Source organism: Lysinibacillus sphaericus, from assembly GCF_001629735.1.
In the GTDB taxonomy this organism is placed as follows: domain Bacteria; phylum Bacillota; class Bacilli; order Bacillales_A; family Planococcaceae; genus Lysinibacillus; species Lysinibacillus pinottii.
The window spans coordinates 21747-36906 of sequence record NZ_CP015224.1 but is presented as its reverse complement, the minus strand read 5'-3'; the positions used below and the strand labels follow the sequence as shown (position 1 = coordinate 36906).

Below are 15160 nucleotides of genomic sequence, written 5' to 3'. Positions count from 1 at the left end.
TTGATGACTTTGCTTCTACTTCCACATACCAGCGCCTTCGCCCCTTCTAGGTATTTTGCATATTCTAATTGATTTTTGATAATGACCTTATGGGGGCAAAAAGGGGGCAATCCCACGATTACCCCTCAACAAATCCTTATATATCAATGTTCTGAAAGTGTTATCCGATTATTACGCGTTCCTTTGGATAATGGAATTTCGATTTCTTACCTCGTCCTCCACCGCCAAGTGTATAAAGGAAGGATATTAAGCCGACTCGACCAATGAACATTAAAATAATAATAATAATTTTACCAATGACTGATAAATCAGAAGTTATTCCTAATGACATACCACAAGTACCGAACGCAGAGGTGATTTCAAAAATAATTTGAATAAGGGAGGCATGTGGCTCTGTAATAAGCAAAATAATCGTTGCAATTAAAACCATGAAAAAGGCTAATAAGATGACAACGAAGGAGCGGAAAACATCAATTAAATGAATTTCTCGCCCAAACACTTGAATATCCTCTCTCCCTCTTGCAAATGTAATTAAAAATAATATGGCTATGGCAAAAGTAGTTGTTCGAATTCCTCCCCCCACTGAACTTGGAGAAGAACCTATGAACATGAGAAAGCTCATAAAAATATCTGTCGCCTCACTAAATGTCGTCACATCATAAGTTGTAAGCCCAGCAGATCTTGTAGATACAGAATGGAACATTGCTGAAAAAAGCGCCTCATGCCAGGACATTTCCTTGAAAGAATGGAAGGATTCGAGAAGTAAAATGACCAGAGCACCTACAACAAATAGAATGGCATAAGTAGACGTAGTGATTTTTGTAAACAAGCTAAATCGAAAATTCGCATGTCGCTTGAGTAAGAAAGTCTTTAGTTCAATTAATACTGGGAAACCGATTGCCCCTAACACAATAAGTACCATTGTCACCAACTGAACAAAATAATCATCATGGAATGGCAATAAGCTCATTCCCGTAATATCAAATCCTCCATTGGTCGTAGCAGAAATTGAAGCAAAGATTCCATGTAAAAATGCTTCTTCTAACGTATCAAAATAATTGGTAAAATGGAGCGTTAAGATAACCGTACCTGCTACCTCGATACCAATTAGTATTTTTAAAATTTCACGTATTAATTTCACAACACCAGACAAATTGTACTGATTATGGTCAATCATAATTAACTGACGCTCGCGCATCCCTATTTTTTTCCCAACTAATAGCCACACAAAGGTACCCAGTGACATAATACCAATTGCGCCTAACTGTAAAATAACAAGAATCATCACAAGTCCAAATTTCGTATACGTTTCGGAAATATTAATGGTTGTTAAACCAGTTACACTTACTGCACTTACCGCCGTAAATAGACTATCTAAAAAGGAAACCTTTACTCCTTCTTGATGAACCCCTGGAAGCCGTAATAACAGGAAGGAAATCGCTATCGCTATGAAATAATAAGATACAAGTACCTGAAATGGTGTGACAAGTCTATTGGAAGTTTTTTTCCAAGGCACTTTAACAACCCCTCTACATATGATGCCCAACTAGATAGATTATAGTATAGAAAAAATACAAGAAAAAAGAAAGAGGAATAGTGATTACTATACTTTTCGACTCGATAAAGAATAAATATAATTGGATGATTCGAAATACTTTTTTCATTTTGGAGGTGAAGTTTTGAATAAGTGGTTAAAGGCTTGGAGTATTTTTATTTTTACAATTGGAGGCTTATTAGTAGTACTACTAATTGGTTTGATATAGATAGTGGAAATAATAAAAAATGTATAAAGCGGCTTGCGCTCTGAATTCTAAGGACTCAAGCCGTTTAATTGTTTCTGGTAGCGATATTGATTTTAAAATAAATAGCGTCATTTATCGCTGAATCTAACTCTCCATTGAATATAGTCTTCCAAAGCCGCTCATTTTAACTCTTTTGATTAAATTTCACATGAAGTAGCTGCCTGTAATTCATCACGTCCATTTGCCTCATATTTCATTTTCCAGCTATATAAAGTTTGAGGTTGTAATGAAAACCTTTCGTACAATGGCCAGATAGTAAAGTGACCTTCCTCGAACAATTGAAGGATATGTCATTTTAACTCGATTGGATGTTTATTTCATCCAAAAAATGCTCCCCTTAGATAAACAAATTTTATTTTTAATCTGTCTATCTAATAGGGAGCATATCCAATTTTTCGATGGCTTTTGTCTACTGACTAATAGCTATTTTTTATTTCGAACACCTACTATATAGCCGAAAAATGCTATGCCTAGTAAGACAATCCAGAATGTTAACTCCCATGCAGTGGAATGCGGGAATTCTGCAGGTAATATCCCTACTTTTTCGTGGGCTAATGTTAAAACAACGAGCTTTACCCCTACCCAGCCAACGATTAAAAATGCTGCTGTTTCAAGTGAAGGATAATCATTTAATACTTTAACAAACCATTGGGCAGCAAAACGCATCATAATAACCCCGATAAAACCGCCTAGGAGCATAACGATAAATTGTCCACCATTGATGCCACCGATATCAAAATTCCCTAAATGAGGCAACGTGACAGCGATAGCCACTGCTGCCAGCATTGAATCAATAGCAAATGCAATATCTGCTGCTTCTACTTTGAGTACAGTTAACCAGAATCCAGACCCCTTTTTCCCAGCCTTTTCACTCGTATCTTCTTCCTCATCATTTTTATGTTTGCGCAAATCATAAATATTTTTCGCCGACATAAATAGCAGATAAGCCGCACCTACTGCTTGTATTTGCCAATAGTTTACTAAAACAGTAATGACAAAAAGAGCAGCGAATCGAAAAATCAGAGCACCAAATAATCCGTAAAATAACGCTTTTTTTTGTTGTTCTTGCGGTAAATGTTTGACCATTACAGCCATTACTACTGCATTATCAGCCGCTAGTAAACCCTCTAAAACAACTAGGACAATTAAAACCCAGCCGTATTGTAATATTATTGCTTCCATTTATGCTAGTGCCTCCTCTAAGCTCGAAATACCCCAAAATGACTTGTTCCACTAAAGTTACAAAAGAAAAAAACCCCTGCCTTAAGTGGCAAAGGTCTCGCTAAGTAAATTAGTACCTTATCGGTACATCAATCTACACGTCATCAGTCATCATTTTACGTATAGAGCCATTCACTATCACATCCGATGGTAAAACCATGTCTTGACGAATGTGAAACCAGGTACAATTGCAAAACCTGTTAGCTACTCCCCTTTGACAAAGTGTCGAAGGTATCTTCTTTCAAATATTATAGCACTATCATTTACAGCTGACAAAAATATCTAAATGGTTTTTTTCATTACTTAATTTGTATCTGGTAGCTCGTATCTTCTTTATGTGCTAAATAAAAATCAATCATTTTCGGCATCGTTTGAATAAAATCAGGACATGTAATTCCACCTTTTTGTAGAATTTTCTGGGCTTCAGTCGTGTCGAATGTGGCATTCCATGTTAAATAATCTAATGTCTCCTGTTCCACCCCTAACTTTCTCCGAATAAAAGGGATTTGCAGAGATAGTTTTGCCCACGCAAACGGTAAACGCCCCTTCGGATAAGCATTCGTCACTAGTTTCACCATAGTACGATATACTTCCTGTACAGGATGAGGGTTCGGATCTGTTAAATGAAGTGTCTTGCCTTCAGCCTCTTGTTCTGATGCCAAAAAAGTCGAGGCATTTAATATATAATCTACTGGTACTACATTAATTGTAGACGTAGATTGTCCAATATACGGAATAATAGGTAAACATTTTAAGCGTTCTACTAAATTTAAAAAGAAATAGGGTCCATCAAACTTAATAGTTTCACCGGTTTCAGAATGTCCCCTCACAATGCCAGGTCTAATGATTGTTAATGGGATTTCTGATTTTAAATCTTCTACTCGGAGCTCAGCCTCATATTTTGTCTCTTCATAATAATTTTTAAATGCGAATGGTCGGATCAGTTCACTTTCACGCAGTAACCCCTCACGTGTACCAGCCACATATGCCGTACTAAAGTACATATAGCGTTTTAAATTAGGTAAAGAACGCACAAATTCATTCACCATTGTTGTCCCATGAACATTCACTTTCCAAGCAATATCACGTGGTACAGCTAAATCATATATAGCTGCTAAATGCCAAAGTACTTCAATTTGAGGTATGATTTCTTCTATTACTTGATTATCTACACCAAGATTCGGTAGGGTAATATCACCCTCTACAATTCGAATCGAACAGTTAGGAAATTCATTTACTATTTTATTTTTCTCATGATGGGCCTTAATGGTTTCGCCAGTCAATACGATTGCTATAACCTGTTGCGTTTGTTTGTTTCGGAACAATGACCTAATTAATTGACTTGAAATGAAACCAGGAAAACCAGTAAAAAAATGAACTTTCATCTACCATTCCCCCCTTGATTCTAACGCATCTTTCTTGTTTCTTTATCCACTAAACTATAAACAATCGGTACAATATATAGGGTTAGTAACGTGGAAGTCACAAGTCCTCCAATAACAGCTATTCCCATCGGTTGATTCATCTCTGTTCCTTCACCTATGCCAAGTGCAAGTGGCAACAACCCTAATATAGTTGTTAACGCTGTCATTAAGATTGGACGGAGACGATCCTGAGTAGCTAGTAAAATTGCTTCATAAGCAGACATACCATTTGCTTTTTGCTGATTAATATAATCAACTAGCACAATACCATTATTTACAACAATCCCTACAAGTACTAAAATTCCTATTACAGATGTCACACCAATTAAAGTATTTGTAGCAAACATGGCAGCCGCTACCCCTATGATCATTAATGGAACCGTAAACATAATGACAAACGGATATTTGAATGATTCAAATTGAGCAGCCATCACAATATACACTAATATAATGGCAAGAATCACTGCTAATAGCATATCATCGATTGCACTATCATAAAGCTCACGATCACCGCTAAATACGATTTGTGTAGTAGGAGCTAATTGAGCACTCTTTATTGCTTTATCTACTTTTGCCGATATTCCCCCTAAAGATTCCTTCGTTTCATATTCAACAAAAAATGCCACTGCTGCCGCCTGATCTGAACGGCGAATAGAGACGGGTCCCTCTTTTATAGAAACTGTCGCAACATCCTCTAATTTCACAAATACCCCTGCTGGTGAACGCAGTTGCATTGCTTTTAGTGAATCTATACTATCATTGAAGAGCTGACCGAAACCTGTGTAGACAGGTAATACAGCACCATCCTCTGCAATTAATTGGGAGGTTAATTGTCCTCTTGTCATTTGATTGACAGACTGTGCAATTTGCGCGGGTATGAAACCATAGTCTTTTGCCTTTTCTCGGTTTACTTCAATTTGAATTTCTTGAACAGTATTATCTAAATCTGTGGAAACTTTCGTCACCTCTTCAATTGCTTGCAGGTCTTGTTGTACTTTATTGACTGCCTCTTGGAGCCTTTGTTCATCAGAGTCGGTTAATCGAAACGTTAAAGTATGCGGTGATGAGCCAGTTGCTGTCGATACGTTAAATGTCAGTTCAGTCTTCTCCTCTAGCTCTCCCAGTAAGTCTTGCTCTAGCTCTTCAACAAATTCAAAAATTGAACGTTCTCTTTCTGCTAAAGGCACAAGCTTTACATACATCTCTGCTTGGTTCGGGCTAGTTTGTCCACGTGATTGTGATTGTTGTGTACCGCCGATTAAACTAACATAAACATCCACATCTTTTTCCTGCTTTAAACGTTCCTCAATCTTTCTGACTACCTGTTCAGTTTTCGATACAGCTACACCCTTTTCAAGATTGACGCTAATAGTTGTAAAACCTTCATCGGTAGGTGGTAAAAATTCAGTACCTATTCTAGTCAATCCAAATAATGATAGGCCAAAGCAAACTACCGTGAAAATTAGTAGGAGCATGCGATGCTGCAGAACCCACACAATAGACGATTTGTACTGCCTATAAAATAGAGATTTACTACGCTGCTCATAAAAGTTAATACTTTTCATTTTTAATAGCCGACTCGCTAGCATCGGTACTACTGTAAGGGCAACTACTAAAGAGGCAATTAAACTAAATGAAATAGTGAGAGCAAATTCTGTAAAAATTTGTCCAATCAGTCCTTCGATGAACATAACAGGAATAAAGACAGCGATTGTTGTTAGTGTTGAAGCAGTAATCGCAAGAGCAACTTCCCTTGTCCCTTCCTGCGCTGCTGTAATAGGATCTTTTCCTAACCCTAAGTGTCTTTCAATATTTTCAATAACAACGATTGCATTATCCACTAGCATGCCAATACCCAATGCTAGAGCACCTAATGTCATAATATTGAGTGAAAAATCAGCCAAAAACATTAATACAAATGTCACAATAACCGAATAGGGGATGGCAATACCAATAATGATAGGGCTCTTCACACTGCGTAAAAACACAAAAAGAACGACCATCGCAAACAGACCTCCTAAAATTAAGGAAGAGCCTATGTTGCTAATGGCAATATCCACGTAGTTGCCTTGATCTACTAATATGTCTGCTGTAATTCCCCTGTATTGCTCTTTCTCTAGCAATTCATTTAAGGTTTGTTGAAACTCCTTTGACACTTCAGCAGTATTCGCACCCGACTCCTGTAAAACGGACATAAGAACTGCTGCATGCTCATTGGCACGGGTTGTCGTTACAGATGGCTGTTCTGCCCTTTTAACAGAGGCGAGGTTGCCAACTGTTAACGCTTCACCTGTTAAAGGATTCACGGAAACAATTAAATCGGCTATATCCTGAGGTGATGTTAAAGTACTAACAATACGTGTTGTTAACATTTTTCCATCATCAGTTAAAACAGGGTCACCAGGAAGTGATACATTGTTCGCTTGGACTATTTGAATAATATCTGCCTGTGTTAAGCCTTTTTCGACTAACTTTACCTCATCTAACGTTATTTGTATTTCCTCTATAAGCTTCCCAGAAACATTTACACTTGCGACACCCTCTGTCCGTCGAAGCTCCTTTTCTAAATCCTCTGCTAATAAGCGCACATCTACATTTTCATTTTCTGCCCGCAATGAAAGCTGAATAATGGGAAATTGGGATGGATCAAACTTTAAAAAGCTTGGTTTGCCCGCATCATTGGGAAGTGGTGTCATATCAATTCTCTGTAAAATATCAAGCTGGACATCTTCTAGGTTGGTGGACCAATTGAATTCAAGGACGATTAAATTGCTTCCTTCTTGTGAAGTTGATTGTAGTTTCTTAATGCCTGGTAAGGTGGCTAGTGTTGCCTCTAAAGGCTTCGTCACCCTTTCATTCACCTCTGTTGGACTGGCTCCCGGATAAGAGGTGACTACTACACCTATTGGCGGATTTAGCTCAGGTATTAAAGTAATCGGTATTTTTAATAACGATACACCACCTAATAAAATTACAAATAGCATCGTTACAATAGTAAATACTGGTCTTTTAATCGAAAAATTACTGATGTTCATATTAAAAACTCCTTCTTCTACCTCTTCCTTTCTATCATAGCCGAAAAGGGCATTATTTTATAAATGAGCTAATTTCCTATCTTAAGCGCATTTGCGAATTCAAATTTCCTAATACTGTATATATTCTACAATCCGTGTCAAATTTCCTTGTAAAAAAACACGAATCGCAAAATTGTCGATTCGTGTTGACTATTAAAGAAGGCTATAAAGTTTAATGTTTTCATTTTTATCGGCAAACCAACGCATGGCAAACTCATTTTCGAATAAGAACACAAGATTATCAAAACGATCTTTCACCAGCATTGAACGTCCAGAGGACATAGATTCTTTAACATCCTCTTCATTTTCAATCCAACGGGCAATTTTCGAACCAATTGGCTCCATCCTTACTTCCACATTGTATTCATTTTTCATACGATGTTCAAATACTTCAAATTGAAGTTGACCCACTGCTCCAAGAATAACTTCCTCTGTGTGCAGTGTTTTATAATATTGAATGGCACCTTCTTGTACTAATTGTAAAATACCTTTATGGAATTGCTTCGATTTCATTACGTTTTTAGCCGTTACACGGACAAATAACTCTGGAGTAAACTGTGGTAATTTTTCAAATTGGAATGTTTTTTTACCACCCACTACGGTATCTCCAATTTGATAAGTCCCTGTGTCATATAAACCGATAATATCCCCTGCAACAGCTTCATCTACAGTCTCACGATCATCAGCTAGGAATTGTGTAGATTGTGTGACTTTAAAGGATTTGCCAGTACGAGACAAAGTCATATTCATGCCACGCTCAAATTTACCAGACACAATACGGACAAAGGCAATACGGTCACGGTGCGCAGGATTCATATTAGCTTGAATTTTGAATATGAATCCTGAAAATTCCTCTTGTTCAAGCGGATCAATAAACTGCTCATCTTCCGTAATTCTAGGCTGTGGTATTGGTGCAAATTGTAAGTAAGTCTCTAGGAATGTTTGTACCCCAAAATTTGTTAAAGCTGAACCAAAGAACACTGGTGTTAATTCGCCACGACGAATTTTTTCTTCCGAATATTCATTACCAGCCTCGTCCAGTAGTAATATATCATCCATTGCTTGAGAATAATAAGAAGTAACTTTCATCGGATGCTCTACAGCAAGTTCACCATTTTCATCTATTGGCAGAAAGCGTTCAGCTTCATCCGTACGGAACTGCTCAATACGCTTATTGTAACGATCATAAATACCAAGAAACTCTTTCCCCATACCAATCGGCCAGTTCATAGGATATGCATGTATCCCCAGTACTTCCTCAAGCTCTTCTATTAGCTCAAGCGGCTCTTTCCCTTGACGGTCCAATTTATTAATAAAAGTGAAAATCGGAATACCGCGCATTTTACAAACCTTAAATAGCTTTAAAGTTTGCGCCTCTATCCCTTTAGCGGCGTCCACTACCATGACAGCACTATCTACTGCCATTAATGTGCGATAAGTATCTTCTGAGAAGTCTTGGTGCCCAGGGGTATCCAAGATATTCACACGTGAGCCATTATAGTCAAATTGCATCACGGAAGAAGTAACAGAGATACCACGTTGCTTTTCGATTTCCATCCAGTCAGATGTTGCAAACTTACCTGTTTTTTTTCCTTTTACTGTCCCTGCGTCACGAATGGCGCCTCCAAAAAGTAAAAGCTTTTCTGTAATCGTCGTTTTCCCAGCATCAGGGTGACTGATAATGGCAAAAGTACGACGGGATTGTATATCTTTTTCTAAATTTGAATTCATCTCGTCATTCTCCTTTTTTCATACTTAATAATAATAAAAGAAGTCTTGCCTTTCGTACAACCTTTTTACATGAAATCGCCAAAAAGAAAACCCTTTAGTACTATCTAAAAGGGTTTCCTAAATCTTATATTCCATCAAACAAATTTCAAACGGCCAGCTTCTATTGCTATTTCTGCATCACTATGCGGAAATTTTGTATTTTCAATAATTTGATAATCCTCATGGCCTTTACCAGCAAAAATAATCATATCGCCTGGTTCAGCAACCTCAATCGCATGACGAACTGCCTCTGCACGATCTCCGATACAGGCAAAATTGTCATGTAACATCCCTTTTGCCAAATCACCCGTAATACTATTATAGTCCTCATAGCGTGGGTCATCTGTTGTCAAAATAACATACTCTGCTGCCGACGCCTTCTCAGCCATGGCAGGACGTTTTGATTTATCACGGTTACCACCTGTCCCAACTAAGAAAATAAGTTTGCCCTTTTTATATGGTTGTGCTGCCTCAATCGCTTTTTCAATAGCATCAGGTGTATGTGCATAATCAACAAACATTTGTACAGGTAGCTCAGAGCATACTTTTTCCATACGTCCTTTAACTGGTGGAAGTTGCTCGATTTGCTCAATAATGGCCTCCATAGAATAGCCACGACCATAAAATGCCACCATTGCTGCTAACACATTATAAATGTTAAATTCACCTAGTAAATTCATTTTCACACGATAAATTCCTTCTGACATCTCCACATCAAAAGATGTCATATAATCGTGATATTCACAGTTAATGGCACGGAAATCTGCTGTTTCATTTTTTAAACCATATGTCCACACTGGAAATGGTGTCATAGCTGCGTACCGCTCTGACCAAGCATCATCGGCATTTAGCACAACAAATTTATTTTTTTCTAAATCTTGTCCAAGCTGGGAGAATAATAAACCTTTGGCATGCCCATATTCCTCCATCGTACCATGGAAATCAAGATGATCGTGCGTTAGATTTGTAAAAATAGCTACATCATAGTCAACACCTGCTAAACGTCCAAGTGCTAATCCATGGGATGAAACCTCCATCGTCATTAAACGACAGCCTTCCATTTTTGCTCTAAAAATCATTTGTTGTGTTGATAACGCATCACTTGTTGTATTGGCAGATTCATATAAAATTCCATTTAAATTAAAGCCAATTGTGCCAGATAAGGCAGATTTTTCACCCATACCATGCATAATATTTTGAATAATACCTGTTACAGATGTTTTACCATTCGTTCCCGTTACCCCGATCATCGTTATATCTTTGGAAGGATAATCAAAAAACTTTGCGGCTAACAAGCCTACTGCACGGTCTGTGTCTTTTACAATTACTTGAGCAATCATCTCACCTAGCGGCAATTCCCGCTCTGTTACAACAATCGTAGCACCTCCATCTACAGCCTTTTGAGCATAGTCATGTCCATCCACTGTATAACCTTTAATACAAACAAACATGCTATTTGGCTGTACACTTCTTGAATCTACTACGATATCAGTCACTTGGTCTGGCAACATGCCAATTATTTTTTTCAAAGGTAATGCACTTAACAATTCCTCTGCATACATTTCATAGTCCTCCAATCAATCTCTACACTCATGTCATCATTTTTGATTATTCGACAAAAAACGACAAAATGAATCCCCCCACGCTCTATTGAACTTATTTTACTACTTATTTCGCGATAAATAAAATGTCTCCGTGCTGTTTTTTTAACGAAAACGCTTTCATTTGAACAAAAAATACGTTTTCTTCAATTTTTTCATAATTAATGACTAATCGGCATTTTTCGACACGCCTAGGTTGGGATTTTTGGGGATATTTTTCTATACAAAGGAGGGTTTTTTTGAAAGGGGATATCTTCATTTGAAAAAAGATACCCCCATTTTAACTATTTCATAATAGAGCGTACAATTTTCACCTTTTGATTATACGGTGGAAACAGTACATTCGTCTCAAGCTTAGAAGATTTCTTTAAAATGGATTTTGCATGTGTAAAGTTTTCAAAGCTTGCTTTACCATGATATGCTTTCACACCCGATGGACCAACACCTCCAAATGGTAAGTGTAAGTTACCAACATGTGTAATCGTATCATTAATACATCCTCCGCCGAATGGCAATTCCTCTAAAAAGTATTGAGTCGCTTTTTCATGCTCTGAGAAGAAATATGCCGCTAATGGTTTCGGTAATTGGCGTATTTCATGAATTGCCAGTGGTAAATCGTTATACATCATAACAGGTAGGATAGGGCCAAAAAGCTCTTCCTGCATCGAAGGACTTGTCCACTTTACATATTCGATGATTGTTGGCTCAATATATAAATCATCTCGATCTATCCGTCCACCGAATGTTATAGCGTCACGTTCTTCCTTAATAATTTGCTGTAAACGATCAAACTGTCTAAGATTCACGATGCGTCCGTAATCAGGGCTTTTTAATGGGTTCTTCCCATAAAAAGAACGTATCGTCTCTTTTAAAATTTTCATAAAGCGATCATAAACATCTTTGTGAACAAGTAAATAATCTGGTGCCACACATGTTTGCCCAGTATTTGTGAATTTACCCCATACAATCCGCTTCGCTGCTACTTCTAGGTTCGCTGTTTGATCAACAATAGCTGGACTTTTCCCTCCAAGTTCTAAAGCAATTGGAGTTAATCGTTCTGCTGCTGCCTTAGCAACCACTTTGCCAACTGCTACACTTCCTGTAAAAAAGATATAGTCAAAGGAAGCATGGATTAAGGCAGTAACCTCATCTTTTTCCCCTTCCACTACACGTATATAGGATGGGTGAAAAGTTTCTTCAATTACCTTTTTTATAATGGCTGCAGTGTGTACAGATGTTTCTGACGGTTTAACGATAGCTGTATTACCGCCAACAATAGCACCTACCAATGGTTCCATGACCAATTGAAATGGGTAATTAAACGGACCAATAATTAATGTTACACCATACGGTTCACGAACAATAAAGCTCTTACCCATCTGATATTGAATAGGTGTTTTGACTGCTTCTGGCTCCATCCATTCTTCCACATGCTTCACCATGTAAGAAATACTATCTAAGACAATGCCAATTTCAGTTGCATACGCTTCGAACTCACTTTTCCGGAGGTCTAAGTATAGTGCGTTCAGTATTTCCTTCTCATATTTCAAAATGGATTTCTTTAGTTTTTTTAATTGCTCTTTTCGAAATTTGACACTTTTAGTGGCACGAGAAAAATAAAATTGACGCTGCTCTGTTATCATATTTTCCACATCTTTAGACGTAAAATTCATCAATAAAGCACCCCTTTTCAAAAATGGCATACATAGTTTTTTCATTTCGAAACAAACTATCATTGTCTATACGATACAACATCAGGAGGAAAAATTCCTCTTTCTACATCAGGGGGGAAGAAATTTGAGTATGTGAAATGTTTTAATTTTTTCATCTTGGGAAATATACAACTACACAACTACATACTAAACGAAACGGGGGCGTAGATGAATGACAACAACAACGACATGGTGGGAGTCTATTTTTTCTGGACCATTATCACATGGGATTTGTGAAGAAAAATTATTGCTTTTGCAAGATGAGGCTTTCTTATATCTTTCTACAGCACCGGTAGAAAACGAAGAAAATCTTGAAGTAAATTAAATGAAAGCGCATTATAGGGTACCCCTTTAATGCGCTTTTATCATGTTTAATTAGCGATTAATAATTGCCGTAACTGCTCTAACTCTGCTTCTAGTCTACTGATTGCTTCTTCCTCTATGGCAAAACCTCCTTCATCTAACCGAATAATTTGTTTATCTACAATATAAACAGAGTGCGATATTGAGGTCGCCCCTAGTACAGCTAAAACAGGCTTCAAAGCATACTCTAATGCTAATAAATGACCAATAGAACCCCCAACAGCGATAGGTAGAATGACCTTCCCATGCAGTGCTTTTTGGGGTAGTAAATCTAAATAAGTTTTCAATATTCCCGTAAACGATGCTTTGTATATAGGGGTTAAAATGACGACTATTTGTACTTCCTCAATCCATTTATTCTCTAGCTGTATACTTTCACTTGCAAAATTGGCTGTTATTAGATCTACAGCCGGTAGTTCATGAATATAATTGGAATGGACTTCTACACCCTGTGCCATTAAATGATTTTTAACCTTTTCATGGATTGCCATAACTCTAGAGCTTTTTGAGTTACTGCCATTAATGATTACTGCTTTTGTCAATTTACCAGCTCCTCTTAATTTTTTAAAAGCCATTAAAAAAAGCCCCTATTTTACAATCAAACGAAAACCGCCTTGTAAAATAGAAGCCTCTAGCTGCCTAGTCAACTCCAAAACCAAGTATTCTTATAAAATTAATCTAACATATATTTCTTTAATGTCAATAGCTTTTCAATTATTGGTGAATGGCTTTTCCAAAAACAGCTTTGGCAGTATCTCCAATATGCTCAGATACAGTCGGATGTGGGAAAATCATTTGTGCTAAAGAAAGAGCTGTACCACCTGAGTTTTTTGCCGCCAATATAGCATTCAGCATTTCTGTTGCACCATCCCCTACAACACAAGCACCTAGAATTTGACCGCTGCCCTCTTTTGTTATTAGCTTCACAAAGCCTTCAGTATTTCCCTCCATTAAAGCCTTTGGATTTGTTTGTAATGGCATTTTTGTCATCGTGTAAGGTACTTTTACCTGTTCTTCTAGTAAACCAAATGTGGCAATCTCAGGGTGTGTATATACACAACGCGGGATTGATGCTTGGTCAATTAATGCTGGTTGATTACCCATAATATAATCCACAGCATAGATTCCTTCCGCACTCGCAGAATGTGCAAGCTGATAACCACCGACTAAATCACCAATTGCATAAATATGAGGCTGACTCGTCTGTAAATGCTCATTCACGGCAATTAAACGGCCTTCAAAAGTTAACTCCAAATGCTGAGCGATTTCTGTATTAGGACGACGCCCTGTCGCAAACAGAAGATTTTCATATGTATATATACCTTTTGTCGTATGAATAGTATGGCCTTCAAATTTTTCGAATTGGAAATCTGTTATAAGCTCAATACCAAGTTTCTTCATCTTTTCTCGAATAAGGGGTCTTGCCTCTGGTTCTTCCGTTTGTAAAATATCCTCACTATGATTAAGCATTGTAATTTTCGTTCCTAGGGGGGCTAAACTAAAGGCCATTTCTACTGCAATCACACCACCACCGATAATCGTTAACTGTGCTGGTAGCTCTTTAAGATTGAAAAATGTATCTGTTGTAAAGTAGGTAGCGGACTCTAACCCTTCAAATGGTGGAACATATGGTTTACTGCCTGTTGCCAATATAATATCTGACGCCGTCAAAGTTTCATTTCCTACTGTTATCAGTAAGTCTTTAGTTAATGTGGCCTCACCACGATATAAAGTTATATGGTTGTTGATAATATAGTGCTCAATATTTGTTAGAAGCTCTTGAATAATTGTATCTTTACGTTGCATTAATCGAGGAAAATTTATTTTAACATTGTCTGTTTCTATTCCCCAACTATTTCCTCGATTTATTGCCTGCACTAGTTTACTATGCTCCAATAAAATTTTAGATGGAATGCATCCAACATTATAGCAAGCTCCTCCTAATTTATCTCGTTCAATCAACGCAACCTTTTTGCCATTTTTGGCAGCATGAATGGCCGCTACATACCCTCCTGGCCCTGCACCAATAATTGCTATATCAAATTTTTCCATATTTTTCACCTCATGTATCACCTTATCATTTGCAAAAATTGAATGCAATATTACCAGTAAGGTCATTGAAAGGGATCCTTCAGAAATTTAAAGCTTAAAGATGAAAAATAATAAAAGCAATTGAGAGGTTTTCTCTCAATT

At 37.4% G+C, this 15160-nt stretch carries 10 protein-coding genes; 1 reads left to right on the top strand and 9 read right to left on the bottom strand.

What is annotated here, in order from left to right:
* Positions 1–160: 160 nt before the first annotated feature.
* The 7 genes from A2J09_RS00155 to A2J09_RS00120 form a co-directional block, all read right to left on the bottom strand.
* A complete protein-coding gene (locus A2J09_RS00155; protein WP_012293021.1) occupies positions 161–1516 on the bottom strand; it encodes a TrkH family potassium uptake protein in 1356 nt (451 codons plus the stop codon).
* A 709-nt stretch (positions 1517–2225) separates the two neighbouring features.
* Positions 2226–2984, bottom strand: coding sequence for a TerC family protein (locus tag A2J09_RS00150; protein WP_012293018.1), 759 nt, complete (start codon positions 2982–2984; stop codon positions 2226–2228).
* 338 nt (positions 2985–3322) lie between these two features.
* The gene (locus tag A2J09_RS00145) at positions 3323–4408 is read right to left on the bottom strand and encodes an SDR family oxidoreductase (protein WP_036160873.1); all 1086 of its coding nucleotides are present in this window, start codon (positions 4406–4408) and stop codon (positions 3323–3325) included.
* Between the two features lie 20 nt (positions 4409–4428).
* Positions 4429–7482, bottom strand: a complete 3054-nt coding sequence (locus A2J09_RS00140) for an efflux RND transporter permease subunit (RefSeq protein ID WP_012293016.1) — start codon at positions 7480–7482, stop codon at positions 4429–4431.
* 192 nt (positions 7483–7674) lie between these two features.
* Positions 7675–9252: a peptide chain release factor 3 gene (locus A2J09_RS00135; RefSeq protein ID WP_012293015.1), complete on the bottom strand. Its 1578-nt coding sequence runs from the start codon at positions 9250–9252 to the stop codon at positions 7675–7677.
* A 134-nt stretch (positions 9253–9386) separates the two neighbouring features.
* Positions 9387–10853 carry a UDP-N-acetylmuramoyl-L-alanyl-D-glutamate--2,6-diaminopimelate ligase gene (locus tag A2J09_RS00130; protein ID WP_031418807.1) on the bottom strand — a complete coding sequence of 489 codons (1467 nt, stop codon included), beginning with the start codon at positions 10851–10853 and terminating at the stop codon, positions 9387–9389.
* Between the two features lie 323 nt (positions 10854–11176).
* A complete protein-coding gene (locus A2J09_RS00120; RefSeq protein ID WP_031418804.1) occupies positions 11177–12565 on the bottom strand; it encodes an aldehyde dehydrogenase in 1389 nt (462 codons plus the stop codon).
* A gap of 211 nt (positions 12566–12776) precedes the next feature.
* On the opposite strand from A2J09_RS00120, the gene A2J09_RS23835 reads away from it, so the two are divergent.
* On the top strand, positions 12777–12929 hold the full coding sequence (locus tag A2J09_RS23835) for a hypothetical protein (protein ID WP_012293012.1): 153 nt from the start codon (positions 12777–12779) through the stop codon (positions 12927–12929).
* Positions 12930–12975: 46 nt separating this feature from the next.
* Here the strand turns inward: A2J09_RS23835 and ssuE are convergent, their stop codons facing one another.
* Together ssuE and lpdA are read right to left on the bottom strand one after the other, a co-directional pair.
* Entirely contained in the window at positions 12976–13542 is a 567-nt protein-coding gene (gene ssuE, locus A2J09_RS00115) for an NADPH-dependent FMN reductase (RefSeq protein WP_012293011.1), read from the bottom strand.
* Positions 13543–13681: 139 nt separating this feature from the next.
* A complete protein-coding gene (gene lpdA, locus A2J09_RS00110; protein WP_036162588.1) occupies positions 13682–15019 on the bottom strand; it encodes a dihydrolipoyl dehydrogenase in 1338 nt (445 codons plus the stop codon).
* Positions 15020–15160 lie beyond the last annotated feature (141 nt).